The 25,318-nt window shown below is 72.5% G+C and carries 26 protein-coding genes and 1 pseudogene; 10 read left to right on the top strand and 17 right to left on the bottom strand.

Annotated elements, in window-relative coordinates; all coding sequences use genetic code 11:
- The first annotated feature begins 35 nt into the window (after positions 1 to 35).
- Positions 36 to 1,019 (top strand): cytochrome d ubiquinol oxidase subunit II, encoded by a 984-nt coding sequence (locus ACIO5D_RS24095; RefSeq protein WP_363607750.1) that lies wholly within the window; start codon positions 36 to 38, stop codon positions 1,017 to 1,019.
- 80 nt (positions 1,020 to 1,099) lie between these two features.
- Positions 1,100 to 1,747, top strand: a complete 648-nt coding sequence (locus tag ACIO5D_RS24090; RefSeq protein ID WP_363607751.1) for a maleylpyruvate isomerase family mycothiol-dependent enzyme — start codon at positions 1,100 to 1,102, stop codon at positions 1,745 to 1,747.
- 78 nt (positions 1,748 to 1,825) lie between these two features.
- Here ACIO5D_RS24090 and ACIO5D_RS24085 read toward each other — a convergent pair whose 3' ends face one another.
- Entirely contained in the window at positions 1,826 to 2,659 is an 834-nt protein-coding gene (locus ACIO5D_RS24085; RefSeq protein ID WP_363607752.1) for a helix-turn-helix domain-containing protein, read from the bottom strand.
- Positions 2,660 to 3,428: 769 nt separating this feature from the next.
- Here ACIO5D_RS24085 and ACIO5D_RS24080 point away from each other — a divergent pair.
- The 6 genes from ACIO5D_RS24080 to ACIO5D_RS24055 all read left to right on the top strand — a co-directional run bounded on the left by ACIO5D_RS24080 (position 3,429) and on the right by ACIO5D_RS24055 (position 10,663).
- Positions 3,429 to 4,724, top strand: a complete 1,296-nt coding sequence (locus ACIO5D_RS24080; RefSeq protein ID WP_400797644.1) for a cation:proton antiporter — start codon at positions 3,429 to 3,431, stop codon at positions 4,722 to 4,724.
- A 60-nt stretch (positions 4,725 to 4,784) separates the two neighbouring features.
- The gene (locus ACIO5D_RS24075; protein WP_363607754.1) at positions 4,785 to 5,108 is read left to right on the top strand and encodes a helix-turn-helix transcriptional regulator; all 324 of its coding nucleotides are present in this window, start codon (positions 4,785 to 4,787) and stop codon (positions 5,106 to 5,108) included.
- Positions 5,105 to 5,782, top strand: a complete 678-nt coding sequence (locus ACIO5D_RS24070; protein WP_363607755.1) for a hypothetical protein — start codon at positions 5,105 to 5,107, stop codon at positions 5,780 to 5,782. Before ACIO5D_RS24075 ends, ACIO5D_RS24070 begins: the two co-directional genes overlap by 4 nt.
- A 365-nt stretch (positions 5,783 to 6,147) precedes the next feature.
- Positions 6,148 to 8,382, top strand: a complete 2,235-nt coding sequence (locus ACIO5D_RS24065) for an MMPL family transporter (protein ID WP_363607756.1) — start codon at positions 6,148 to 6,150, stop codon at positions 8,380 to 8,382.
- Between the two features lie 137 nt (positions 8,383 to 8,519).
- Positions 8,520 to 10,190 carry an NAD(P)/FAD-dependent oxidoreductase gene (locus ACIO5D_RS24060; RefSeq protein WP_400797641.1) on the top strand — a complete coding sequence of 557 codons (1,671 nt, stop codon included), beginning with the start codon at positions 8,520 to 8,522 and terminating at the stop codon, positions 10,188 to 10,190.
- Complete coding sequence (locus tag ACIO5D_RS24055; RefSeq protein WP_400797638.1) at positions 10,187 to 10,663, top strand: ester cyclase; 477 nt, start codon at positions 10,187 to 10,189, stop codon at positions 10,661 to 10,663. The genes ACIO5D_RS24060 and ACIO5D_RS24055 overlap by 4 nt, the downstream gene beginning before the upstream one ends.
- Here the strand turns inward: ACIO5D_RS24055 and ACIO5D_RS24050 are convergent.
- Positions 10,644 to 11,282, bottom strand: coding sequence for a response regulator transcription factor (locus ACIO5D_RS24050; protein ID WP_363607759.1), 639 nt, complete (start codon positions 11,280 to 11,282; stop codon positions 10,644 to 10,646). The two genes, ACIO5D_RS24055 and ACIO5D_RS24050, sit on opposite strands and share 20 nt — an antisense overlap.
- Positions 11,283 to 11,575: 293 nt before the next feature.
- Positions 11,576 to 12,772 (bottom strand): acyltransferase, encoded by a 1,197-nt coding sequence (locus ACIO5D_RS24045; protein ID WP_363607760.1) that lies wholly within the window; start codon positions 12,770 to 12,772, stop codon positions 11,576 to 11,578.
- A gap of 262 nt (positions 12,773 to 13,034) precedes the next feature.
- On the opposite strand from ACIO5D_RS24045, the gene ACIO5D_RS24040 reads away from it, so the two are divergent.
- Both ACIO5D_RS24040 and ACIO5D_RS24035 read left to right on the top strand, forming a co-directional pair.
- Positions 13,035 to 13,802: an SDR family oxidoreductase gene (locus tag ACIO5D_RS24040; RefSeq protein WP_363607761.1), complete on the top strand. Its 768-nt coding sequence runs from the start codon at positions 13,035 to 13,037 to the stop codon at positions 13,800 to 13,802.
- Positions 13,799 to 14,248 carry a nitroreductase family deazaflavin-dependent oxidoreductase gene (locus ACIO5D_RS24035; protein WP_400657590.1) on the top strand — a complete coding sequence of 150 codons (450 nt, stop codon included), beginning with the start codon at positions 13,799 to 13,801 and terminating at the stop codon, positions 14,246 to 14,248. Before ACIO5D_RS24040 ends, ACIO5D_RS24035 begins: the two co-directional genes overlap by 4 nt.
- A 176-nt stretch (positions 14,249 to 14,424) precedes the next feature.
- Here ACIO5D_RS24035 and ACIO5D_RS24030 read toward each other — a convergent pair whose 3' ends face one another.
- The 14 genes and pseudogenes from ACIO5D_RS24030 to ACIO5D_RS23965 all read right to left on the bottom strand — a co-directional run bounded on the left by ACIO5D_RS24030 (position 14,425) and on the right by ACIO5D_RS23965 (position 25,182).
- Entirely contained in the window at positions 14,425 to 16,128 is a 1,704-nt protein-coding gene (locus tag ACIO5D_RS24030; RefSeq protein ID WP_363607763.1) for a tryptophan 7-halogenase, read from the bottom strand.
- Between the two features lie 195 nt (positions 16,129 to 16,323).
- Positions 16,324 to 16,866, bottom strand: a complete 543-nt coding sequence (locus ACIO5D_RS24025; protein WP_363607764.1) for a cupin domain-containing protein — start codon at positions 16,864 to 16,866, stop codon at positions 16,324 to 16,326.
- Positions 16,867 to 17,002: 136 nt separating this feature from the next.
- Positions 17,003 to 17,836, bottom strand: a complete 834-nt coding sequence (locus ACIO5D_RS24020) for an SDR family oxidoreductase (protein ID WP_363607765.1) — start codon at positions 17,834 to 17,836, stop codon at positions 17,003 to 17,005.
- A 111-nt stretch (positions 17,837 to 17,947) separates the two neighbouring features.
- Positions 17,948 to 18,412 carry a DUF1772 domain-containing protein gene (locus ACIO5D_RS24015; protein ID WP_363607766.1) on the bottom strand — a complete coding sequence of 155 codons (465 nt, stop codon included), beginning with the start codon at positions 18,410 to 18,412 and terminating at the stop codon, positions 17,948 to 17,950.
- 9 nt (positions 18,413 to 18,421) lie between these two features.
- On the bottom strand, positions 18,422 to 19,657 hold the full coding sequence (locus ACIO5D_RS24010; RefSeq protein WP_400657595.1) for an FAD-dependent monooxygenase: 1,236 nt from the start codon (positions 19,655 to 19,657) through the stop codon (positions 18,422 to 18,424).
- A 14-nt stretch (positions 19,658 to 19,671) separates the two neighbouring features.
- Positions 19,672 to 19,992 (bottom strand): antibiotic biosynthesis monooxygenase family protein, encoded by a 321-nt coding sequence (locus ACIO5D_RS24005; protein ID WP_363607768.1) that lies wholly within the window; start codon positions 19,990 to 19,992, stop codon positions 19,672 to 19,674.
- A complete protein-coding gene (locus ACIO5D_RS24000; protein ID WP_363607769.1) occupies positions 19,989 to 20,312 on the bottom strand; it encodes an antibiotic biosynthesis monooxygenase family protein in 324 nt (107 codons plus the stop codon). Before ACIO5D_RS24000 ends, ACIO5D_RS24005 begins: the two co-directional genes overlap by 4 nt.
- A 20-nt stretch (positions 20,313 to 20,332) precedes the next feature.
- Positions 20,333 to 21,082, bottom strand: coding sequence for an SDR family NAD(P)-dependent oxidoreductase (locus ACIO5D_RS23995; protein WP_363607770.1), 750 nt, complete (start codon positions 21,080 to 21,082; stop codon positions 20,333 to 20,335).
- Positions 21,079 to 21,558, bottom strand: coding sequence for an SRPBCC family protein (locus tag ACIO5D_RS23990; protein WP_363607799.1), 480 nt, complete (start codon positions 21,556 to 21,558; stop codon positions 21,079 to 21,081). The genes ACIO5D_RS23995 and ACIO5D_RS23990 overlap by 4 nt, the downstream gene beginning before the upstream one ends.
- 39 nt (positions 21,559 to 21,597) lie before the next feature.
- A pseudogene (locus ACIO5D_RS23985) lies at positions 21,598 to 21,798 on the bottom strand (acyl carrier protein); the annotation flags it as partial.
- 48 nt (positions 21,799 to 21,846) lie between these two features.
- Positions 21,847 to 23,097, bottom strand: coding sequence for a beta-ketoacyl synthase N-terminal-like domain-containing protein (locus ACIO5D_RS23980; protein WP_400657599.1), 1,251 nt, complete (start codon positions 23,095 to 23,097; stop codon positions 21,847 to 21,849).
- Entirely contained in the window at positions 23,090 to 24,367 is a 1,278-nt protein-coding gene (locus ACIO5D_RS23975; protein WP_400657601.1) for a beta-ketoacyl-[acyl-carrier-protein] synthase family protein, read from the bottom strand. The genes ACIO5D_RS23980 and ACIO5D_RS23975 overlap by 8 nt, the downstream gene beginning before the upstream one ends.
- Positions 24,364 to 24,768, bottom strand: a complete 405-nt coding sequence (locus ACIO5D_RS23970) for a cupin domain-containing protein (protein ID WP_400657603.1) — start codon at positions 24,766 to 24,768, stop codon at positions 24,364 to 24,366. The genes ACIO5D_RS23975 and ACIO5D_RS23970 overlap by 4 nt, the downstream gene beginning before the upstream one ends.
- Positions 24,769 to 24,855: 87 nt before the next feature.
- The gene (locus ACIO5D_RS23965) at positions 24,856 to 25,182 is read right to left on the bottom strand and encodes a TcmI family type II polyketide cyclase (RefSeq protein WP_363607773.1); all 327 of its coding nucleotides are present in this window, start codon (positions 25,180 to 25,182) and stop codon (positions 24,856 to 24,858) included.
- Positions 25,183 to 25,318: the final 136 nt, after the last annotated feature.

The following is a 25,318-nucleotide window of genomic DNA, read 5'->3' as shown; positions in this document are numbered from 1 at the left end:
GAACGCACACATGTCCAGCTGATGGGGAATCAACGGTGGATGTCTTTTGGTACGCCCTGGTCGGGCTCCTCCTCGCCGGTTACCTGGCTCTGGAGAGCATCGACTTCGGCATCGGGATGCTGATGCCGTTCGCCGACACGGAAGCCGGCCGCGTCCGGATGCGGCGCGCGATCGTCCCCCGTTTCCTCGCGAACGAGGTGTGGCTGGTCGCCTTCGGCGGGCTCCTCTTCGGAGCCCTGCCCGTGGCGGAGGGCGAACTGCTGCGCGCGCTGCGGCTGCCCTTCCTCGCCGTGCTCTGCGCCTGGTTCCTGCGCGACGGCGCGCTGTGGTTCCGCCCGGCGTACGAGGGCGCCCGCTGGCGACGCACCTGGGACATCGTGCTGTCGGCCGCCAGCCTGGTCCTCGCGGCCGGCTGGGGCGCGGTGCTGGGCATGCTGGTCCGGGGACTCTCGGTCGGGCCGGACGGGCACTCGGTGGCGGCCGCGGCCGATCTGGTCCACCCCTTCACGCTGCTCTGCGCCGCCCTGGCGGTGGCCGGCTGCCTGCGCCAGGGCCTGCTCTGCGCCGCCCGCAGCCTGCCGGAGGGGAACCCGGTGCGGGTCGGGTTCGGCCGGCTGACCCGGGTGCTGACCCCGGTTCTCCTGCTGCTGCCCCTGCTCGTCGTGGTGGCCGCCGCGGTGGTCACCGACGCCCCCGTGGCGGTGGGCGTCGTCGGGGTGCTCACCGCCGCGGCCGTGTACGCCTCCGACCGGGTCCAGGCGACCGGGCGCACCGGAGCGGCGCTGCTGCTGGGCGCCGCGCCGCTGGTGGCCCTGCCCGTCCTGGTCGGCGCGGTCAACGGCACCACGGTGCTGGCCACCCACTCGGGCCAGGGCGGACTGGAGCTGTCCCGGGCGATCGCCGACTCCGGCTCCCTGACGCTGCTGGCCGCGATCGTGCTCCCGGCCCTCGTCCCGGTGACCCTCGGCCAGTTCTGGTTCTGGCGGGTTTTCACCGGGACCGGAATGCAACCGAGGTGACCTGCGGTCATAACCGCAGGCCCTGGGTGCGATAACGGAATGTTATTGGCTCCTCCCCGGCCGGTCGGTAAAATGGGGCCATGAGCAACGTGTCACACGGGCATCCGGAATCCGAGATTCGCGCGGCGATCGCGGCCGAGCGCAGGGAACTCGCCGCCGTATTCGACGAGCTGCCCGCGGAGACATGGGACGAGCCGTCGCTGTGCACCGGCTGGCGGGTCCGGGAAGTCGTCGCCCACATGTCGTTCGGATTCCGCTACTCCGTTCCCCGGATGGCCAAGGAGCTCGTCCTGGCCGGCGGCAGCCTGAACCGCATGACCGACCGCTGCGCGCGCAAGGACGCGGCCGAGTTCTCCACCGACCGGCTCGCGGCCTTCCTGCGGGACAACGCCACCCACCCGTGGAAGCCCCCGGTCGGCGGTTTCGCCGCCGCGCTCGGCCACGACGTCGTGCACGGACTCGACATCACGGTGCCCATCGGTCTCGACCGGAAGCTCCCCGAGGACCGGCTCCGCATCCTGCTGGACGCCGTCGACCCCAAGGCGTTCAAGTTCTTCGGCGCTCAGCTCGACGGCGTCCGGCTGAGCGCGGACGACCTCGACTGGAGCTTCGGCAGCGGATCGCAGGTCACCGGCGCCGCCCAGGACCTGCTGCTCCTCACCTTCGGCCGCAAGGTGCCGAAGGGCCGGCTCCGGGGTGCCGCGGCGGACCGCTTCACCCTGGGCTGAGGTCCGCCCAGCTCCGCACGGCGCGCCCGAGGGCCGCCCGGCTGTCCGCCGGGCGGCCCTCGCGCTTCCCCGGTCCGTTCACTCCGCGCCGCGGCAGGCCGGCCGCCCGCTCCGGCGGATCGGCTGCGGGCCGTAGAACGCCGCGGCGGGGTGCGGTAACCGGCCGCGGGACCGCACCGGGCGGCCGGGCCGCGAGCCGATGCCGGGGAGGGCGAGCAGGACCGGCGGACGGGTCCAGTCCTCCTGCTGGAGCACGACGTCGATGCGGGTGCGGGCGCCGGCGCAGATGTCCACCGGACCGACCGTACCCACCAGCAGCGGGGAGTCGCCCCACTGCTCGGCCGAGGTCCGCGCCCCGAGCGTCACCGCGTGCAGGTGCCAGGTGCCGGGCGGCACGTTCTTCACCCGGAAGGGCCCGGTCCCGTCGAGCTTCGTCCAGGCCGCGGGCTGCCCCTGGAGGATCGGGCTGTCGAACAGGCCGATGTACAGCGGCGAGCGCGACGTCCCGAGCACATGGGCGGTGCCCGCCACGGATCCCAGCGGGCCGCGCTCGACGGGGCTGGGGGCGATGCCGGGGTCCTCGTCCGTGTCGTGCCGGCCGATCCGCCGGTACTGGGTGGGGGAGACGCCCACCGAGGTCGTGAAACGGCGGGAGAACGTGCTGGGACTGCTGTAGCCCACCCGTGCGGAAATCTCTGCCACATTCAGGGAACTGTGCACCAGGAGGGATTTCGCCTCGTGCAGCCGAACGGCGCTCAGAAAGCGCCCTGGAGTTACTCCGGTGGCTCGCTGGAAAACCCTGATCAAATAGAATTTGCTCACCATTACCGATCGGGCCAGATCGTCCAGGACGAGTGGCTCGTGGTAATTCTGGCGAATGATCGTGACGGCGCGGCGCGCATGGTGCTCCATTCTCCGCACTCCCTGATCCGGTCGACGACGATGAGAAACGGGCGTGCGGCCGCTGTGGCGCCGTTCCGGTGTCCCGCAGAGACTGGAACGGCAGCAGGAAAGCGCGCCCGTACGAGAACAGAGTGATGTTCAGCGGAGGGTGCTGCCGGGGGAGCGGGGCGTCGCGCGGACGGGCCGCGCACCTGACACACCCGGAGGTGTCGGCGGCTCGTGCGGGCAGTCGGCCCGGAGGAGGACTCCGGCCGTGGGCGGCGATGCTGACTGTGCGGAAGACTCTTCGTGCGACGGTCCGTGCCGGAGCCGGCCCCGCCCGGGTCTGTGTTCACCTGCAGACACTCAGCAACCCCCCGTTGCAGTCTGTTACGGCGGCTTTGAGCCTTGCATACGGATCCGCTTCGAGGCAACCGACAAAACGTCGGCGGCGGATACGCAGGTCACGTGATTTATGGAAAGTTTGCCGGGGGGGTCGGCGCCGGGCGCCGGATGGGCAATCTGGGCGATGACACCGCCGCGGAGCGAACCGCAGGCTGGGAGCGCCGACGGAGCGTGTGACCCCCCGTCGGGAAACGCCGCGCAGCCGCCGCGTGCCGTCGATGGCACCTTCCCCGAACCGGGACGCGCGCTGCGGGGCCGCGATTCGTCGCGCGCCCCTTTCACGACGTGGCCGCACCGGCACGTCGAACGAACACCCCCGCGCCCCGCGGCACGGGTGGCGCTCGGTCAACGCCTTTTCCGTCGACGCCCGGCCGAATCGAGGACCGTACCGATCATGACGACCCATCAAGTTGAGCTGCTGTTCCTGGACTTAGGTCTCATCCTGCTGCTCGCCCGCGGTCTGGGCGCGCTGGCCGGCCGTCTCGGCCAGCCGCCCGTGGTCGGCGAGATCCTGGCCGGCATCCTGCTCGGACCGACGCTGTTCGGCAGCCTGGTCGCCAACCGGCTCTTCCCCGCCGACGTGCGGCCCCTGCTGGGGGCGCTGGCGAACATCGGCGTCGCCCTGTTCATGTTCGTCGTCGGGCTGGAACTCGAACACCGTTTCCTGCGCGGCCGGGTGAGGATCACCGTCGGCGCCGCGACGGGCTCGACCCTGGTGCCGTTCGCCCTCGGCATCCCGCTCGCCTTCTTCCTGCTGCGCAACCACCCGACCGAGCAGCGGGCCGCGTTCGTGGTGTTCATCGGCCTGTCCGTGTCGGTGACCGCGTTCCCGGTGCTCGCCCGCATCCTGGTCGGCCGGGGCATGTCCCGCCTCGCGATCGGCGGCCTCGCACTGGCCACCGCCGCGGTCGTCGACGTCGTCGCCTGGTCCGCGCTGGCCGGGGTGCAGGCCGTCGTCGGCGGCGTCGGCGGCTACTGGCAGGTCTCCCTGCTCGTCCCGTTCACGGTGCTCCTGCTGGCCCTGCGGCCCCTGCTGCGGCGGGTGCTCACCCACGGCGCCCCCGGGAAGGGGCTCACCCCGACGGGCATGGCCGTCGTGATGGTCGGCATCTTCCTGTCCGGAACGGCGACCGAGGCGATGGGGATGCACTACATCTTCGGCGCCTTCCTGTTCGGTGCGCTGATGCCCCGCGAGGGGACGGAGGCGACGCGCGAGGAGCTCTGCGAGCGCACGGGCGAGATCACCTCGCTGCTGCTCCCCGTCTACTTCGTGGTCGCGGGCCTGAAGGTCGATCTGCGCGGGGTGGGCCTCGAAGGGCTGACCGAGCTGGCCGTCATCCTCCTCGTCGCCATCGGCGGCAAGTTCGGCGGGACGTACCTGGGTGCCCGCTCGCAGGGACTCACCGCGGAGGACTCGGGGACCCTGGCGGCGCTGATGAACACCCGGGGCCTCACCGAACTCGTGATCCTCGGCGTCGGACTGCAACTCGGCCTGCTGGACGGCCCGCTGTACTCGCTGATGGTCGTCATGGCGCTGGTGACCACCGCCATGACCGGGCCGGTCCTGAACCTGATCGAGGCCAGGAGCGCCCGCCGGGCGCCGGCCGTGGTGCCGGGCCCCGGTGCCGGGGGTGGCGCGGTCGAGGAGGACATGGCCACGGCCGGACGGCAGGGCCGTGCGTCCGGCTGAACGATTGCGGCTCGAATCAGCCGTGTTCCGGCCGGGCCCCGATGTGTAGGGTGGGGAAGCGTGAAGGCGGAGACCCTGAGAGGCAATCTGGAAGGCATGCTGCTGTCGGTGCTGGAGCCCGGGGCGCAGCACGGCTACGCGGTGATCGAGGAGCTTCGGCGGCGTAGCGGCGACGCCATCAACCTCCCGACCGGGACGGTCTATCCGGCGCTGCACCGGCTGGAGGCCGCCGGGCTGGTCGACAGCGAGTGGATCACCCACAACGGCCGTCGCCGGCGGAACTACTTCCTCACGACGGCGGGCCGCCGGGCACTGGCCGACAAACGGACGGCGTGGCGGGAGGTCTCCTCCGTGATCTCGGTCGTCCTGGGCGGGCAGCCGTGACGCACGCGGCCGTGCTGCAGAGCTTCACCGACCATGTGGCGGAGCACCTGGTCGGGCCGGACTCGCGCCGTTCGGCCATCGTCGACGAGATACTCGACGGCCTCCAGTGCGCGGCGGAGGGCAATCTGGACGTCTGCGACGACCTGGAGGAGGCGGCGCAGCGCGCCGTCCTGGAGTGGGGCGCGCCGTCCGAGGTCGCCCGTGCCTACAACGACGCCACGCTGCGCATCAGTGCCAACCGGCTGTCGCTGCAGGCGGTCTGTGCCCTGCCGCTGCTGGCGGTGGCCTGGGGTTCGGCGCTGCTCGGCGGGCCGGCCGGCCCCTGGCCGCAGCATCCGCCGCTGCTGCTGGTGGGGCTGGCGGTGGTGGGTTTCGGCTGCGTGCTGTCACTGGCGGGCGGGCTCTCCGGCATCCGCAAGGGCATCGGTTTCGAGGCGGCGGCCGCTCCGCGGGACCAGGTGGTCGCCACCGGTACGCTCGCGGCCCTGATCGGGCTGCTCTGCGTGCTGGGCGCGCTGACCCTGTTGCTGGTCAACCGGGGTGTGAGTCATCCGGAGTCGCTGGACTGGCCCAAGGTCGTCCTGCCGGCGACGCTGACGCTGCTGGCCGCCGGGTACTTCGGGACGGCCCTGAAGCGCTTCCTCTCCGTCCTGCGCGGGGCGGATCCCGTGTAGCGCCGTCTCCTGTCCGGCCCCGGCCGCCGACACGGCGGTTTCCGGGGGGACGTTGCACCACGTGGTCGGTCGTCCGGGCCGCGATGAGTTCACGCAGGCGCCCGGCCGGGGTCTCCCGGCCGGGCGTTTCGCGTTGGCGGCCCCGGTCCCCTCACCCGGCCCTCGGGCCGGTCGTTGTGCCACTCGCGGCCGGTCGCCCACCAGGGGACCGGTGCGTTCCGGGGCCGTTCCGTCGTGTGCCAACTCGCGACCGGATCGGTTCATTTGATATTGCGTCACCGGTTGTGGCCGGGCTATGGTCTCCTCCTACATGCGTAGCGTAGCTACACAGTAGCGTCCCTACAGGAGGGGTTACCTTGGAGCGCATGACGCGGTGGGTGCTCGCCCACCGGCTGTCAGTCGTCCTGGTCTGGGTGGTGCTCACCCTGGCCGGTGGTGCCATGTCGGGCAGCACGATCGACAAGCTTTCGTTCGAGTCCCGGCTCCCGGACAAGCACTCCCAGGAGGCGAACGACGCCCTGGCCCAGCGCTTCTCGCAGACCGGCGGCAAGAACGCCCCGCTGCTGCTCGTCGTGACCGTGCCCGACGGCTCGACGGTCGACAGCGGCGGTGTCCGCGAGCAGTGGGGCGACCTGATCGCCAAGGTCACCCCGAAGGGCGGCCGCAGCGTCTCGTTCGCCGGTCCCGGCGGCGAGTCCCTGGTCTCCCAGGACAAGCGCACCACGGTCGCGCTGGTCTACCCGCCGGCCAACCGCTCCAACGCCCCCTACGAGCAGTCGCTCCCGGCGATCAAGACGGCGGTCGAGAGCGCGAGGATCGGCGGCGCCCCGGTCGAACTGACGGGCCAGCCGGTCCTGTCCGGCCGCGACAGCGGAGGCCAGCGCAGCCCGATCTACGAGACCTTGATCGGGGCCCTCGGCGCCCTGGTCGTGCTGGCCCTGGTCTTCGCCAGCGGCCTCGCCGTGGTGCCGCTGCTGATGGCCATGGTCGCCATCCCGACGACGTTCCTGCTGGTGCGCGGTATCACCGGGATCACCGACGTCTCCTTCATCGTCCAGTACCTGGTGGCGCTGATCGGCCTGGGCATCGCGATCGACTACGCGCTCCTGATCGTCACCCGCTGGCGGGAGGAGCGGCAGAAGCCCGGATCCGACGGTTCCTCGCCCGAGGAGCGCCGGGAGGCGGTCGTCCGGGCCGTCTCCAGCGCGGGCCACGCGGTGGTGCTCAGCGGCGCCACGGTGGCGATCTCGCTCGCCGCGCTGGTGGTCCTGCCGGTCCCGTTCCTGCGCAGCGTCGGCTACGCGGGCCTGCTGATCCCGCTGGTCAGCGTCGGCGTCGCGATCACCCTGCTGCCCGTCCTGCTGTACGCCTGGGGCGACAAGCTCGACCGGCCGCGCCGGGTGCACCGTCCGGACAGCCGGCTGTGGGGCCGGATCGCGGGCTTCACCACCCGCCGTCCCGCGCTGTGCGCGGTGCTCAGCGGCGCGGTGCTGCTGGCCCTCGCCGCCCCCGTGCTCGCCCTGCGCCTGGGCCAGCCGGCCACCGTGACGCTCGCCCAGGGCGGCAAGCCCGCCGCGGCCTACCAGCGGATCGTCGACGCCGGCTTCGGCGAGGGCATCGCCCGCCCGCTGGAGGTCGTCGTCGACGCGGGCGGCTCGGACGCCGTGCAGGGCAGGCTCGCCGCGCTCGAAGGCGTCGCGGGCTCGGCCGCCCCGGCGGACTGGGCGCGCGGCGGACAGCGCGTCATCGACGTGTGGACCAAGGCCGACCCGTCCAGCAGCACCGGCCGGGACACGGTCACCAAGGTCATGGACCTCGCGGAGGACACCCCGGGCACCCTGGTCGGCGGTGGCCCCGCCACGGACGTGGACTTCATCGACGGGGTCTACGGCTCCCTCGGGCTGATCCTGGTCTTCGTCGCCCTGCTCACCTTCGTGGTGCTCGCCCGGACGCTGCGCTCGGTGGTTCTGCCGATCAAGGCGCTGATCCTCAACGCGCTGTCCACCTGCGCGGCGTACGGCGTGGTCGTCCTGATCTGGCAGAAGGGCTACGGCAGCGAGCTGCTGTTCGACACCCCGGCGATCGGGGCGGTGACCATCTGGGTCCCGATGGCGGTCTTCGCCTTCCTCTTCGGGCTGTCCATGGACTACGAGGTGTTCATCCTCCACCGCATCCGCGAGACCCACCTGGAGCTGAGTGCCAAGGGCGTGCGCGACACCGTGGTGCCGTCCGTCGTGACGGGCATCAGCCGCACGGGCCGGCTGGTCACCTCCGCGGCGTTCATCCTCTTCCTGGCCTTCACCGCACTGGCCAGCATTCCGATCACCGATGTGAAGGTGTTCGCCACCGCTCTGGCGGCGGGCATCATCATCGACGCCACCGTGGTCCGGGGTCTGCTCACCCCGGCTCTGGTCACCCTCCTCGGGCGGTCCAACTGGTGGTTCCCACGCTCCTTGGGCCGGCTGCTCGTCACTACCCCCGAACGGGTACCCGCCCCGAGGAACCGCCCCGCCGTTGACGACGCGGCAGGGGAAGCGGGACGGACGGACGGCTCGTCCGCCGCTCCCGCCACGCAGGCCGGCCCGCAGAACCGCGCCTGACGGTGCAGGCCACCGCGCCACGGCGCGGTGGCCTGCACGCGCTTTCTCACCGCTTCACCTGAGTGCGCAAGGCTGGTGGCGCGGGCGCCGACGGCAACGCGGCGCCCCCGACCGGACGAGTGCGAAGGGAACCGACAGTGTCGATACAGAGCCCCAGCCACGATGTGGTGATCCTGGGATCGGGAATCGCCGGATCCACCCTCGGCGCGGTGCTGGCCCGCAGCGGGGCGAAGGTGCTGATCGCCGACGCGGGCACCCACCCCCGCTTCGCGGTGGGCGAGTCCATGATCCCTCAACTCGTCGCCTGGCTCCAGGTACTGGCCGAACGCTACGACATCCCCGAGTTCGAGGCCCTCACCGACGCCACGACCATCAACCAGCAGGTGAGCAACACCTTCGGCCGCAAGCAGCACTTCGGCTTCATGCTGCACCGGCCGGGCCAGGAGCCGGACCCGACCGAGGCGCACCAGTTCGTCATCCCCGACGCGCTGACCTCGGCGAGCCACCTGTTCCGCCAGGACAGCGACGCCTACCTGCTGCGGGTCGCCGTCGGGTACGGCTGCGACACCCGTCAGCAGTGGCGCGCGGAGAAGATCGACTTCGACGACGACGGCGTCACCGTGACGGGCACCGACGGGCACCTGGTCCGGGCGCGCTACCTGGTGGACGCGAGCGGCTTCCGCTCGCCGCTGGCCGACCACCTGGGCCTGCGCGAGCAGCCGGCCCGGTTCCGGCACCACTCCCGCTCGCTGTTCACGCACATGATCGGCGTCAAGCGGTTCGACGACGTGCTGGAGGTGCCCGAGCAGGACCGGCCGCCGGTGCCCTGGCACAACGGCACCATGCACCACCTCTTCGAGCGGGGCTGGTTCTGGATCATCCCGTTCGACAACCACGAGCTCTCCCGGAACCCGCTGTGCAGCGTGGGCGTCACCTTCGACCCGCGGCTGTACCCCAAGCCGGAGGGCATCGGCGCGGAAGAGGAGTTCGAGCTGCTGCTGAGCCGCTTCCCGGCGGTGGCGCGGCAGTTCAAGGGGGCCAGGAAGGTCCGGGAGTGGGTGTCCACGGGCCGGCTGCAGTACTCCTCCAACAAGACCGTGGGACAGCGGTGGTGCCTGATGTCGCACGCCGCGGGCTTCCTCGACCCGCTCTACTCCCGGGGCATGTCCAACACCTTCGAGATCATCCACGCGCTCGCCCCGCGGCTGCTCGCCGCACTCGCGGACGACGACTTCGACGAGGAGCGCTTCCGCTACGTCGAGGAGCTCGAACAGGGCCTGCTCGACCACAACGACACCCTCGTCAACTGCTCGTTCATCTCCTTTTCCCACTTCCGGCTCTGGGACGCCGTCTTCCGTGTCTGGGGGAGCGGCAACACACCCGGCACGCTGCGGATCAACAACGCGCTGCGCAAGTACCGCGCCGACCGCGACGCGCGCGTCTTCGACGAGCTGGAGAAGGTGCCGCACGTCGGCCTCTGGTGGCCCGACAACGACGATTTCAAGGCCCTTCTGGACGGTACGGCGAGGGCCTGCGAGCAGTACGAGGCGAAGGAGATCGACGGCGACCGGGCGGCGGACATCATTATGGGACTCGTCAGGGGTTCCGAGGCGGTCCACCCGGGATTCGGCTGGAAGGACGAGAACCGGCGGTTCATGCACCCGGACCGCGGCCAGATCGTGGAGTTCCTGCAGTGGGCGGCCGGATCGCCGGTGCCGGCGCTGAGCACCATCGGCCGCGAGAGCCTCGGCGCCCTGCGCGCGGCCGGTGCCGGGTCGGCCCCCCTCCCCGCGGAGGGAGGCCGGTGAGCACCGTGGCCCCGGAGGGGGTGGCGAGCGTCCAGGAGGCGAACAAGGCCCTCGCCCGCCGCTGGTTCGACCAGGGCTGGAGTCGCGGGGAGCTGGACGTGGCGGACCTGATCTTCGCCCCGGAGTTCCGGCTGGGCGGCCGGCCGGTGGGCCCCGAGGGCCCCCGGGAGAGCGTCCGGCTGCGGCGCGCGGCGTTCGCCGGGCTCACCGTCGAGGTCGGGCTGCAGGTGGCCGAGGGCCCGTGGGTGGCGAGCTGGTACACGACCCGGGGCACGCACGTGGGGGAGTTCGCCGGCGTTCCGCCCACCGGGCGGGCGATCTCCTCGGAAGGAATCCAGCTGTGGCGGGTGGAGAACGGGCTCGTCGTCGAGGACCGGAATGTCTTCGACGTGCAGCGGGTTCTTTCCCAGCTGCGGGCGCAGGACCGGGACAACCCGGGCCCGGCGCCTTTCGCTACCGGTCCGCGTGAATGATCCTGTTCTCGTAGGCGAAGATGACGGCGTGCACGCGGTTGCGCAAATGGAGTTTCTCCATCGCGTTCCGGATGTGCGATTTCACGGTGCTCTGGCTGAGCTTCAGCTCCGCCGAGATCTCGGCATTGCTGAATCCCTGGGCCACGAGGTGGAAGACCTGGAGCTCCCGCTCGGTCAGCGTTTCCAGCGGGGAATCCCCGGACTCCTCCCGGGCCCGGGGGATCAGCAGGGAGCGGCCGGTGGCCGTGATGCGGACCGCGGCGGCGACCTCCTCGGACGTGCTCGCGCAGGACAGCACGCCGTGGACACCGGCCTGCAGCACGTGGTCCGCCGCCGCGTCCACGTCGTCGACCAGGACGAGCGCCTTGGCCGCGGGCAGCGGCGACCGGGTCCTGGACAGTGCGCCCACGATGTCCAGGGCCCGGCCCGCATGCTTGTGCGTGCTCACCACCACCACATCGGGTCGCAGCTCCCGGTACCGCTCGACGGCGCTCTCGCGGTCGTGCGCCGTACCGACCACCGTCAAATCGGGACAGTTGTCCAGAATGGTGCGCAGGCCGGCCAGCGAGATGGGGTGCGAGTCGACGACGAGGATGCTGAGGCGGGGCGCCACCGGCATGTTTCTCCCCCTGGGATCATGGTTACGCGGTGGCAGTATGGTTCCACAGCGGGATCGCATCCATACAGTGATCCGGACAGTACGGTCCGGTGGACCCCGGCCGGCCCTCCACGGGCCGCGGGTCCCCGGGGCCGGTGGCCGGGCCGGACGGGGACCAGGGGCGTGACGAACACCCGCTCCCGGACTGCTGGTCGGTCCGGGAGCGGGTGCTCGTCGCTTCCTGGTGTCGGGTGCCTGGTGCCGGGTGCCCGGCCGGGACGGGGCCGGGCACCGTCAGGTCCGTCGGGCGGCCGTCACCGTCCGCCGCGGCCGCCGCCGATCCGGGCGCGCAGCCACCGCTCCACGGGGCGCTCGTAGAACTGGTACAGCAGCGCACAGGCGGCCAGGGTGATCGCGAGGGCGAGGACCGCCCACCCCGCATTCGACCAGCTCGCCTTCACCGGGCGCATGTAGTACTCCATGACGCCGTTCTTGTCGAAAAGCGAGGAGGAAATCTCGAAGAGCACCGTGAAGTGCAGGAGGTAGAAGGCGTACGACCATTCTCCGAGTTTCACCATGGGCCGCGTGCCGAGCCACGAAGTGCCGCCCGAGATCTCCTTTCCGGCGACGGCCACGATCAGCAGGGCGAACAGCGGAGCGGTGACCTGGGGAAGGGCGTCGTAGACGACGAAGAGACGCCAGGTCTCCTCGCGCAGCAGCCACAGGACGACGTAGCCGGCGGCGACCAGGGCGGCGGCCGGCGCGACGCCGATCGGGGAACGCCAGCCCTTGCGCACGGCGGCCGCGGCGACCACGCCGAGCAGGAACTCCCAGACCCGGGCGACCGGCGAGAAGGTGCCGAGGAGCAGGCCGTTCACCCCGGTGAACTTCGGCCGCGCCTGGGGCGGGTAGGCGTCCCACAGCCAGATCCTCAGGCCCCAGCCCACCACCAGCAGCAGGACGGCCGCGACGCCGAGCCAGCGCAGCGACCGCCGCGCCAGGGGCCTGGCGACGAACGGGAAGAGCGCGTAGAAGAACGCCTCGCAGGCGAGGGACCAGGCCACCGGGTTCGCGCTGTCCAGGATGTGGCCGGGCACCCAGGCCTGGTACAGCAGGACGGCGGAGAGCGCGGTCACCTTCAGGGTGTCGGCGTGGTCCGGCCGGGCGTCGGGCAGCTGGAGCAGCAGCGGGACCAGCACGGCCACCAGCAGCACCGGCCAGATGCGGGCGAACCGGCGGCCGTAGAACGGGCCGACCCGGTCGCCGGCCGTCCACGTCCAGGTCAGGACGAAGCCGGAGAGGACGAAGAAGAACGTCACGCCGGAGGAGCCGAGGGACAGCAGCGGCTTGGCGTCCGGCAGCGGCAGCAGGGTGCCGACGTGCGACAGGAAGACGGCGAGGGCCGCGATCCAGCGCAGGCCGGTGAGGGAGTTCAGCCGGGCGGCCGGACCGGCGCCGGGGGCGGAGGGCGCGGGGAGCGGTGATTTCCGCTCTTGCGCGGAGGATCTCATGGAAACGACACCAGCCATTTCGACGGGGACGGGGCCGGGTGCGGCCGGCGGTCTTCTGAGGTCGGGAAATCGTGCGGCAGCATTGCACCACCGGCCGATGAAACCGGGGTTAAGCAGGTATAAATCGGTGCCGCGGGGCTTCTTCGGGTATTCCGTTCACTGGCCCGTCCGCCGGGGCCTAGGTTAATGTGTTCGAGCGTGTCCGGTCGAATTTTTCAGGAATTGGGGGAACAGCATGCGGCGATTTCCTTATGCCTCGGCCATGGTGACCGGGGCGTCGGGCGGGATCGGTGAGGGGTTCGCCAGGCTCCTGGCGCGGGAGGGCGTCGACCTCGTCCTCGTGGCGCGGCGGGGCGAACTCCTCGAACGGCTCGCGAGCGACCTGCGGGCCGCCCACGGGGTGACCGTGGAGGTGCTCCGGCTCGACCTCACCGACGAGAGTCAGCTCGCGCTCGCCGAGCAGCGGCTCACCGATCCCGAGCGGCCGGTGGAGCTGCTGGTGAACAACGCGGGGTCGAGCGGCTCGGGGTACTTCGCGGAGCTGCCGGCGGAGCGCGAGCTGCACACGGCGGTGCTCAACGCGGTCGTCCCGCTGAGGCTGTCCCACGCCTGCCTGCCGGGCATGATCGCCCGCGGCTCCGGCGGGATCGTGAACGTCTCCTCGCTGGTCGCCGTCCTGCCCAAGCCGCGCTCGGCGACGTACGCCGCCTCCAAGGCCTTCCTCTCCTCGCTGAGCGAGAGCCTGGCCATGGAGGTCGCCCGCCACGGCGTCCACATCACCACCGTGCACACCGGCCTGACCCGCTCCGGGTTCCACGAGGCGGCCGGGGTGTCGACCGACGCGCTGCCCGGCATCAAGTGGCTGACGGCCGATCAGGTCGCCCGGGCGGGCCTGGACGCGGTGGCGGCCGGGCGGACGTCCACGGTGCCGGGCCTGGCGTACCGCGTCCGGCTGCCCCTGATGCGGGCGATGCCGCGGTCCGTGGTCCGGGCCATCACGCGGCGCGTCCACGAGCGGCGGGCGGCATGACCGCGCGGCGCCGGATCTCCCCCCGGCACCGGGTCCGCAACAAGGCCGTGGTCCTCCTCCACCGGCTGGGGCTGCCCTTCGGGCCCATGTACCTGCTCACCGTCCCCGGCCGCCGGAGCGGCCTGCCGCGGACCAACCCGGTCGCCCCGGTGGTGGTCGACGGCGTTCGCCACCTTCTCCAGGCGTACCCGGAGTCCGACTGGGTCAGGAACGCCCGCGCGGCGGGCCACGGGACGCTGACCCGGGGCCGGCGCTCGCAGCGGGTGGACCTGGTCGAGCTGCCGGTGGCGGAGCGGGGCCGCGTGCTGCGGGAGTTCCCGCGGCAGGTCCCGCGGGGCGTGGGCGCGTTCGTGCGCAACGGGCTGGTCGAGTCCGGCTCCCCGGAGCACTTCGAGGCGGCCGCGGAGCGCTGCCCGGTGTTCCGCGTCACGCCCCGGACGCCCTGAGGCCGCGGCCCGCGGCGCACCCGCGGGCCGCGCACCCGCGGGCCGCGCACAGCACCGAGCGGCCGGCTCCCACACCTTCGTGGGAGCCGGCCGCTCGTGTCGGCCGCTCGTGCCGGCCGGGCGCACTGCCCGGAGCGCGGAACGCCCGGCCGCCGACGGCCGTTCCGCGTGCCGGGTCAGTGCGGCAGCGCCTTCTCGACGTCCGCCTCGGTCGGCAGCGGCGCACCGTGCACGTCGACGCCGGTGGTCAGGTAGCGCAGCTCGTCGGGACCGTCGTTGCGCAGCCAGCCGGCCATCCGCCGCAGGTCGTCGGGCATCGGGTAGACGAACCGGCACTCGGGGTCGCGCAGGCCCAGGTGGTCCAGCACGACCGGCGCCTCGACCACCGTCTTCAGCAGCTCGGCCCCGGCGTCGGCGGCGGTCCGCTCCCCGCGGTCGACCGCGTCGCAGATCCGCACCATCTCGTCGAACAGGGCCTTGTAGCCCGGGGACCCGGGAACGGGCAGCCCGGGGTACGCGGCCTTCTCCATCGCGCGGAGCACGCCGTCGTCGCCGGACTCCTCGAAGCGTTCGGTGAACCGGTCGAAGCGCAGGTTGATCGGCACCTCGGCGGCGCACCAGACGCGGTACACGGCGTTCCACAGCGTGTGGTCCTGGAAGGAGACGAAGGAGCTGTTGACGAGCTCGTCGTTGTGCCGGATCAGGCCCTGCTGGAGTTCGTCGACGTAGCGGAAGCGCTCCTCGTCGAAGTCGTTGTCGGAGAGCGCCTCGAGGAGCCGCCAGGCGAGCGAGTTGATCACCTCACCGGTGTTGGTGAGACCACGGGAGTACAGCGGGTCGAGGAAGCCGGCCGCGTGGGACATCAGGAACCAGCGGTGACCCACCGTCCGGGTCGAGGTGTACTGGATCCGGTCGGCCGACACCCACGGCCGCACCGTCCGCGCGTCCGCGAACAGGCGCTCCACCGCGGGGAAGCGTGCCGCGAAGGCGCGGAACTCCTCCTCCGGGGTCACGTCGCGGTTCCGCGGGTACTTCCGCTCGTCGAGCGTGAGCCCCACGCTGACCAGGGGGTTCTTCGAGCCGGGAGAGTTGTTGAACGGGATCGACCAGAACCAGCCGCGGTCGAAGAGGTGGTGCATGGTGCCCTCGACCCACGGGATCGGCGGCGCGTCCTCGGGCCCCACGCGCAGGCACTCGTCGGTCGGCCGGACCCCCAGCATGTGGGTGAACATCGAGCGGGAGTGGTGCTTGAGCGCCTCCGGCGGACGGCGCAGGTCCAGCTTCGCGGCGAGCGGCGAGCGGAAACCGCTGGCGTCCACCAGGCAGCGGCCCTCGTACCGCTCGCCGCCCCGGCCGACCACGGCGACGTGGTCCTCGGCGAGTTCCACGTCCTCGACGTGGAACGCCTGCCGGGCGTCGCAGCCGTAGCGGATGGCCGTGTGGAAGAGGTACGCGTCAGTGTCCTGACGGAACAGATGACCGGTCTGCAGGGCCTTGGACGGCGGGCTGAACTGCAGGAACTCGGCAGGGTCGGGCTCCTTGCCCTCCTCGTGCCGGATGAAGCCGAAGTGCCGCTTGGTGCCGGACGTCGGCGAGATGTCGTCGCGGATGCCGTCGGAGGAGGTGAGCGACTCCAGCTCGGGAACGCCGTAGCGCCGGGCGAGCAGCCGGAACACCTTGAGGGTGTAGAGCGTCGTCGACTCGCCGACGGCGAACCGCGGGTGGACGCCGCCGTCGAGGAGAAGGACGGAGACGCCCTGCTTGGCGAGGATGGCGCCGAGGGTCGAACCGGCGATGCCGGAACCCAGAATGATCACGTCGTGGCGCGGCGGCGCGGCGAGCCGCAGGCCGGCGCGGTTGCCGGAGGGTTGTCCGGGCATGGTGTCCTCCTGGTCGGACTGAGGCAGGTGGGCGGCGCCACAGGTGCGCCGGAGCGGAACGGGGTCGGCCGGGACAGCGCGAATGGCGCGCTGCCCCGGCCGGGGCCCGGCGGGCCGTTCGGCGGACGGACGTCCGGTGGTGGAGGGCGCGGGCCCCGCCCCCGGGCCGGGTGGGTCACCCCCGGGCCGGGTGGATCAGCCGCGGGGCCGCGCGTCGGCCGGGGCGCCGTGCAGGCCGTGCCGGACGGCCTGCGGACCCTTCAGGTCGCCGCGGGCGCCGGGCGGCGGCATGAATCCGCGCATCTCGTTCTCGTTGGCGAGCTGCTGCATCTTCTCCCAGTCCGGCATGCCGCCGCCCGAGACGAGCTTCGACAGCCCGATGAAGAAGTTCTCCACCCCGCCGGGGGTCGCGATGACCAGCAACTGGCCGGGCTCGTCACCCACGTTGAGGAAGCGGTGCGGCACGGCGCGCGGGCCGAAGATCACGGTCCCCTCGCCGATCCGCTCGGTGACCCCGCCGACCTCGAACTCGTAGGTGCCCTTGTTGACGAAGAACGCCTCGTCGGCGGTCTCGTGGACGTGCAGCGGCGGACCGCTGCCCGGCTGGGTGGAGATCTGGTAGAAGCTGTACAGACCGCCGGTGTCCTCCTTGCGGAGCAGGAACCGGCCCTCCTCGCCGAACCAGCAGACGGGCTCGACCTCGTCCCGGTTGACGACTTTCCGTTCGGGCTTCGACAAGGTTCATTCCTTTCGGTCGGATCGTCCGGAGGCGGACGGCAGCCGTGGTGACAGGCAATCAGTGGTTGCAAAGAGGGTGATAAAGAGCGGGAAAACCCGGTGCTGGGGTGTGGCCGGGTGCCGGCCAGCCGGGGCGTCAGGCGAGTGACGTGCCGCCGTCCGCGACCAGGCAGCTGCCGGTGAGGTACGCGGCGCGCTCGGAGGCGAGGAACGCGACGACCTCGGCGATGTCCTCCGGGGTGCCGTTGCGCCGCAGCGCGGCCCGCTCGGCGGCCGCCCGGCGCTGCTCCTCGGGGATGAAGCGGGCGAGTTCGGTGAGCACGAGGTTCGGCTCCACCGCGTTGACCCGCACCCCGTGCGGGCCCACCTCCAGTGCCAGGGTGCGCACGGCGGCCTCCACGCCCGCCTTGGCCACGGTCAGCGGCAGGAACCGGGGTGCCGGCCGCTTGGCGAGCGCCGCCCCGACCGCCACCACCGAGCCGCCGCCCCGGGCGACCATGCCGGGGAGCACGGCCCGCGCGGTCAGGAACAGCGCCTTGAGCTGCTGGCTGACCACGTGCTCCAGGTCCTCCCAGGAGAGGTCCGCCGCAGGGGCGATGCGCGCCTCGTGGGCGCCCAGCCCGGCGGCGTTGAGCACCAGGACCTCGATCGGGCCGAGCGCGGTCGTGACGGCCCCGACCAGGGCGGTCACCCCGGCGGGGTCGGTGACGTCGCCCTGGACGGCCACCGCCTCACCGCCGTCCCGCCGGATCGCGGACACCAGGTCCTCGGCCCGGTCCGCGCTCTTGTGGTAGTTGACCGCGACCCGCGCCCCGCGGGCCGCCAGCAGCCGGGCGGTGGCCGCGCCGATGCCGCGGGAGGCACCGGTGACCAGGGCGACCCGGCCCGCGAACTCCGGGGTTCCGGGTGTCCGGCCGGCGGCCCCGGGGGCGGGTGCGTGCGGTTCGTGCTCCTCGTGTGCCGGATTCACCGGATCAGCTCCTCGGATCGGGAACGGGTCCTCGGTCCACCGAGGACGAAGGTCGGATCAGGGAAGGCGAAGTGCCTTCCAGGGCAGGGAAGTTCGGTTCAGGGGCCGGGTTCAGCCGAGCACCAGCCAGGTGCCGCCGAGCGCGATGCCGAACGCCAGGCCGGCGAAGACGGTGCGCAGCAGATTGGCGCGCGCCCACCGGGTGCGCAGGGCGTCCCAGCCGTCGGGGATCTCGCCGGCCGCGGCCCAGCCGTCGATCCGCCGGTTCATCCGCACGTTGCGCAGCTCCGACACCAGGGCGACCCCGGCCACCGAGGCCAGCGCCGCCGCGAAGGCGGCCTTCGCGGCGGCCCCCGGCGCCAGCACGGTGAGCCCGAGGCCGGCGGCCAGGGCCACCTTGTTGACGGTCGGCATCAGCGGGTCGAACCCCGGGTCCAGCAGCCGGTGCACGTCGGACCAGGTCTGCCGCGGCAGCCGCAGCAGCATCGGGACGATGGCGCGTTCCACCGCGAGCAGGGCGCCCGCGAGGATCCCCGTGCACAGGACCAGGACGACGGCCAGAATGGTGACCAGCATCGGGCCGGTTCACCCCGCCCCGTGGCCGAGCGGCTCGGCCGTCCGCAGCGGGGCCCGCTCCAGCCGGTCGTCCAGCATCAGCGAGTAGCTCTGGCCTCGCGCGACCGAGTCGAAGAACGCGTACATCGCCGCGTCGCGCAGCCGGCACAGCGGGCCGCTGTGGGCGAGCCCCAGCGCGCCGATGCGCCACGAGGTCGTCACCATGTCCGCCGCCCGCGCGCGACGGGCGGACTCGAACGCGCGCAGGGTGGCGGGCACGGCGTCCGGCTCGCACCGGCCCAGCAGGTCGGCGAGCACCACACCGCTCTCGATGGCCTGACCGGCGCCCTGGCTGAGGTTGAGCGTCATCGGATGGGCCGCGTCGCCGGTGAGCACCACCCGGCCCTTGCTCCACCCGCCGGCCGGCGGCCGGTCGTGGATCGGCACCGGCAGGATCGCCTCCTCGTCGGTCGAGGCGATGATCCGGCCGACCGGGTCCGGCCAGTTCCGGTACGCGGCCGCCAGCCCGGCCCCCCGCGAGAGGCGCAGGGTGTCGATCCCGGCGGTCGCGCGGTCACTGGTGATGGCGTCCCAGTAGACCTCCTCCTCGTTCAGCCGGCAGTACAGGAAGCGCAGCCCGCCCTTGCCCCACATGTTGAAGAACGTGCCGGTGGGCACCAGCGACTCGCCCGGCAGCCGGGTGATGGCCTGGCAGGCCGTGTAGCCGGCGTACCGCGGCGGCGGCTCGAAGCCGTTGCGCAGCGTGGCGCGCACGGTGGAGCGGAGTCCGTCCGCGCCGATCAGCACGTCGCCGCGGGCCGTGGACCCGTCGTCGAAGTGGGCGGTGACGCCGTCGGCGTCCTCGGTAAAGCCGGTGAACCGGCGGCCGAGGTGGATCCGCTCCTCGCCGACCGCCTCGGTCAGCACCGTGTGCAGCGTCGACCGCCGCAGCGCGCAGGCCGGCGCACCGATCCGCTCCGTCGGGCCGTCCAGCCGCCACCGGGCGAGTCGCCGGCCGGAGTCGGAACGGAACTCGTGGAAGCGCATGCGCACCGCGTCGGCGGCGACGGCCTCGTCCAGCCCGATCCGGCGCAGCGCCAGGAAGGCGTTGTGCCAGAGCATGAAGCCGCCGCCGGTCAGCAGCCGTCCCGGCGTGGGGCGGGCCTCGAACACCTCGCAGGCGATGCCCTGCCGCAGCAGCCCCGCCGCCGTGGTGAGCCCGCCGATGCCGGCCCCGATCACCAGGGCCTTTCGGATGGTCGCCATGGGCCGTGGTCCGCTCAGCCCTGCGACGGCACGCTGTCGAGGCGGGCCCGCAGGTCGAAGATCCGCCGCTCGATCTCGCCCTTGCTCCAGTACGGGAACATCGGGGCCGCGGTCTCGCGGTGGGTCGGGGCGTCCTCCCAGGTGCGGAACGCCTCCTCGCTCTCCCACTCGGCGAGCAGGATGTAACGGCCGGGCTGCTCGGCGTCGCGCAGCAGCTCGTCGCGCAGGTGGCCGGGGGTGCCCTTGACCGCGGCGGTGACCTGCCGGTACGCCTCCTCGAAGGCCGCCTGGTCGTTCTCCTCGACCCGGGCGGAAACCATGATGCGAACGGTCACGACGGACCACCTTTCATCGGTGTGGTGCCCGGCACGTGCTCGACCACGTCGAGCACGTGCTTGCGGGCTGATTCACGGAACTGCTCCAGCCTGGCGCTGAGTTGCTCCCTCGCCGGGCCGTTCTGGAAGGCCTCCAGAGCGGCCCGGTCGGCCCAGTCGGCCATCACCAGGTAGGTGCGGGGGGTGCGCGGGTCCCGGGCCAGCGACTGGGCGACGGAGCCCGGCAGTAGCGCGGCGGCCCGTGCGGTCTCCAGCCAGGCGGCGCGGAACTCCTCCTCGCGGCCCTCCCGGACCGTCATCTCCAACACGGCGCGGATCACGGCGTGCGGTCTCCTTCGGGTCAGATGCCGCCGTCGACGTCGAGCGTGGCGCCGGTGACGTAGCGGGCGGCGTCGGAGACGAGGAACAGCACCGCGTCGGCGATCTCCGCCGGCCGGCCGAGCCGGCGCAGCGAGATCCGCTGCTCGTACGCGGCCCGCCCCTCGGCGCTGACCGCCTTCATCTGGTCCGTCTCGACCAGCCCGGAGGCGATGCAGTTGACGCGCACGCCCCGCGGACCCAGCTCCTTGGCCAGCGCCCGGGTCAGGCCCATCACCCCGGCCTTGGACGCCACGTAGTGGGCGGCGCCCGGCATGCCGTGGTGCGCCACGGCGGAGCTGATGTTGACGATCGAGGCGGTCTCCGCGAGGTGCGGCAGCGCCCCGCGGATGACGTGGTACGTGCCGGACAGGTTGGTGTCGAGGATGCGGTGCCACTCGTCGGGACCGAGGTCCGTCAGCGGCAGGTGGCTGATGACGCCCGCGTTGTTCACGACGGCGTCGATCGCCCCGTACCGCTCGTGCGCCTCGGCCGCCAGCCGGGCGGCGTGCTCGTGGTCGGCGACGTCGGCGCGCACCAGGGTCCCCCGGGCGCCCAGTTCCGCCAGTTCGGCGCGGAGCGACTCGACCTGCTCGCTCTCGTTGACGTAGCAGGCCGTCACCGCGGCGCCCTGGGCGGCCAGGGCGAGCACGGTGGCCCGCCCGATGCCCCGGGCGCCACCGGTCACCAGGGCGTGCCGGCCCTTGAGGCCGAAGCCGAGGGCGGCGGTCATCGGGCCACCGCCGTTCCGGCGCCGGCGCGGGCGGCGGCCTCCACGCGCTCCTTGATGAGCGCCAGCTGGACCTTGGAGTTCTCGTTGATGCGCGCGGTCATCGCGGCGTCGTCCACCGGGGCGTCCGGCTTCATGCGGAACTCCTGTACCCAGCGCAGCTCCACGCCGGCGCCGGTCTGCTCGTACGTCCAGTGGATGTTCATGAAGGCGAACGGGCCGGTCTCGACCCGGCGCGCCCGGACGCTGCGGTTCTCGCGGTCCATGACGCGTTCGGAGACCCAGCTCCAGACCTTGCCGTCGGGCTCCGGGTGGAGGGCGAGGCGGAACCGCACCGTGTTGCCGTGCCGCTCCAGGACGTCCGCGACGGCGTACTCGCTGAACAGGTCCGGCCAGCCGGCCACGTCGTTGGTGATGTCCCAGACCAGGTCGAACGGCGCGTCGATCACGATGCCGTTCTCGGTGCGCGCCGCGGCCAGCCGCAGCTGCTCGTTGACCAGGCCGCAGATGCCGGGGAGCTGGGTGAGGCCCTCGGCGTCCAGGCGGATGTCGTAGCGGTTCTCGACCTCGGTGAGGATGTTGATCAGACCCAGCGAGTCGATGCCCAGGTCGTCGATCGTCACGGCGGGGTCGTCCGTCTGCAGGCTCTCCAGCGGGACGCCGGTGCACTGTTCGACGATGGTCAGGAACGCGTCGTACTCAAGGGGTACTGCGGTCATCGGGGTGGGGTCCTTTCGGCATCGCGGGGTGGTAGGTGGGGCGCGCCGTCACGGGGCGAGGGCCCGGACGACGAGGGCGGAGTTGAAACCGCCGTGGCCGCGGGCGACGACCAGGGCCGTGCGCAGCCGCGCCGGCCGGGGCTCCACCACGAGGTCGAGGCCGTACGCGGCGTCCGCGACGACGGCCGGCCCGGTCGGCGGGATCACCTGGTCGCGCAGGGCGAGCAGCGCGGTGACGACGTCGAGCGGCCCGCCGCCGGCGTACAGCCGGCCGTAGCGCGCCTTGGGCGCGGTCACCGGCACTCCGCGCGGCCCGAACACCTCGGCCAGGCAGGCGGCCTCGATCCGGTCGCGCTCGGGCGTGCCGTCGGCGTCGGCGAGGACGAGGTCGACGTCCTCCGGCCGGACCCGGGCGTCGGCGAGGGCGAGCAGCACGGCCCGGCGCAGTGCGACCGGGGTGCCGGCCTCCGGCGTGCCGGGGGCCGGGTCGAAGGTGGCCGCGTGACCGGCGATCTCGCCGTACGGGGCCTCGACACCGCGGGCGCGGGCGCCCTGCTCGTCCTCCAGGACCAGGATCGCCCCGCCCTCGCCGGCCACGTGACCGGGGGAGGCCGCGTCGAACGGCAGGTAGGCGCGCTCCGGGTCGGCGCCGGGGCTCAGCCCCCCGGACGTGGTCTGGCAGGTCAGCGCATAGGGGCTCAGCGGTGCCTCGGTGCCGCCGGTCAGGACGAGCCTGGCGTCGCCGTGCAGGAGCGCGCGGCGGGCCTGCGCGATGGCGTCCAGGCCGCCGGCCTGCTCGGCCACGGCGACCCCGCAGGGGCCCTTCATGCCGTGCCGGATGGACAGTTGGCCGGTGGTGGCGGCGTAGAACCAGGCGATCGACTGGTACGGCCCGACGTGCCGCGGTCCCTTCGACCACAGGGCCTCGATCTCGCGCTGGCCGAAGGCGTTGCCGCCGGAGGAGGAGGCGGTGATGACCCCGAGGTCGTACGGGGAGAACTCCTCCGGCCGCACCCCGGCGTCGGCCAGGGCCTCGTCGGCCGCCAGCAGCGCGAACTGGCTCCAGCGGTCGGTCTGCACCGCCAGCCGGGGGTCGACACCGGGCAGGTTGCCGTCCCCGAAGACCTCGCCGACGGTGCGCACGGGGAAGCCGGCCGCGTCGAAGTGCGTCACCGGGCCGAGGCCGTTGCGGCCCTCCAGCACGCCCTCCCAGAACTCCTTCGTCCCGAAGCCGTTCGGCGCCACCGCGGAGATGCCGGTGACCACCGCGCGGCGTGTGGCCGTCGCCGTGTCAGTCATGACGTGCCCCCTTCCCCGGCGCGGTGAGCACCATCGCCGTCTGGAACCCGCCGAATCCGCTGCCCACGCTGAGCACCGTGTCGGTCCGTTGCTCACGGGCCGTCAGAGGTACGTAATCGAGCCCGAGTTCGGGATCCGGGTGCGCGAGGTTGGCGGTGGGCGGGACGGTGTCCTTCTCGATGGCGAGGGCGCAGGCCGCGACCTCCAGGGCGCCGATCGCCCCCAGGGAGTGACCCACCATCGACTTGATCGAGCTCACCGGCACCCGGTACGCGTGCTCGCCGAGCGAGACCTTCAGCGCGGCCGTCTCGTGCCGGTCGTTCTGCCGGGTGCCGGAGCCGTGGGCGTTGACGTAGTCCACCGCGTCGGCCGGTACCCGGGCGCGGTCCAGTGCCACCCGGACCGCCTCGGCCAGTTCCTTGCCGTCCGGGCGCAGACCGGTCATGTGGAAGGCGTTGCTGCGCTGCGCGTAGCCCGCGACCTCGCAGTACACGCGCGCCCCGCGGCGTCGTGCGGACTCCTCGTCCTCCAGGACCAGGACGGCCGCGCCCTCGCCGAGTACGAAGCCGTCACGGTCGCGGTCGAAGGGCCGCGAGGCGTGCTCGGGGTCCTCGTTGTTGGGCGAGGTCGCCCTGATCGCGTCGAAGCAGGCGACGGTGATCGGCGAGATGGGCGCGTCGGTGGCCCCGGCCAGCACGACGTCCGCCGAGCCGTCCTCGATGAACTGCGCGCCCTGGGCCACCGAGTCGAGGCCCGAGGTGCAGCCCGTCGACAGCACCCGGACCGGGCCCTGCGCGCCGGCCGTCCACGCCACCTCGGCGGCGAGCGTGCCGGGCACCAGCGCCCCGTAGAGGTACGGGTACGGGTTCGACGCGTCCACGACCCAGTTGCTGCCGCGGTCGCTGACCCGGACGTACTGCTGCTCCAGCGTGATGGTGGCGCCCACGGCGCTGCCGATCGACACTCCGATGCGGTGCGGCGGCACCCCGTCGGTCCCGGCCCCGCTGTCCGCCAGCGCCTCCCGCGCGGCGACCACGGCGAACTGCGCCGCGCGGTCCATGCGCAGGACCTCCTCGGCGGTGAGCCCGGCGGCCGCGGCGTCGAAGTCGCACTCCGCGGCGATCCGGGAACGGTAGGCCGAGGCGTCGAAGTGGGAGATGGCGCGGGTGGCCGTCCGGCCGTCGGTCAGCAGCTGCCAGAACGCCTTGGTCCCGACACCGCCCGGGGCCACCACGCCGATCCCGGTGACGACGGCCCTGCGCCGGGTCACGCCGGCTCCTGGCCCGGCAGGGGCTCGGTGTCGACGTGGCCGAGTTCCGGACGGGGCGCCAGCGGGCCCAGCTGGAAGACCATGAACGCCGGTTCCGTGCCGTGGTTCTCCAGCCGGTGGCGGACGTTGATCTGCAGGTGCAGCGCCTCGCCCGCGGCGAGCGGGACCGGCTCCCCGTCGATCCTCGTCAGCAGCTCGCCGCTGACGAGGTACAGGAACTCCTCGGAGTACGGGTGGTAGTGCTCGGTGACGACCTCGCCGGGCAGCAGGGTGAGCACCCCCATGAAGCCCGCGGTGGCCTCTGCGGTGGCCGGGCTGAGCAGCGTCCGCAGATCGCCGCCCCGTCGCCGGTTGGACTCCACGTCCTTCGCCGCGATCCTGGTCATTCGTGCGCTGGCCACGCCAGCCTCCTCTCGTCATCCCGCACCCTCGGTGCGGGCCCCCTACCGGTGACGCCTCGTCGCCGGGCCATTCGGGCACGATGGGTCTCAGCCCTGCGCGCGCCAGGTGTAGAACTCGTGGGCCATGGCGTCCTGAGGGCCGCGCCAGGTCTCCGGGTCGTACGCCGTGATGTGGGGCCTCAGCCGCTCGCTGACATCGACGAACAGTTCGTGGCCCTTCATTTCGGAGATGGGGCCGCGGACGTCGTCGTCGGATGCCATGTAGTGCAGGTAAAGATCGTGGAAGCGGAACAGCCTGCGTTCCGCCACGCCGATCAGATGGGGAAGTTCGCCGGCGTCGGATTCGGCGAATATGCGTTTCACGTCGGCTTCGGCGGACGGCCTCATGCGAGCCACGATGAGAGTGCTGCGCATTCTGTTCCCTTCCGTTCCTGGGCCGGTCGCTCGGTGACCGGTGAAAACAGGATCACTCGGTGCGATAAAATTCGGATGAGGGCCCGCAAAAGCTCTCGCCGGAAAGTCGGAAGACCCTGGGGAGGCCGGGCGCCGG

The organism is Kitasatospora sp. NPDC087315 (assembly GCF_044744345.1).
In the GTDB taxonomy this organism is placed as follows: Bacteria; Actinomycetota; Actinomycetes; order Streptomycetales; family Streptomycetaceae; genus Kitasatospora.
This window is presented reverse-complemented; position numbering and strand designations above follow the sequence as displayed.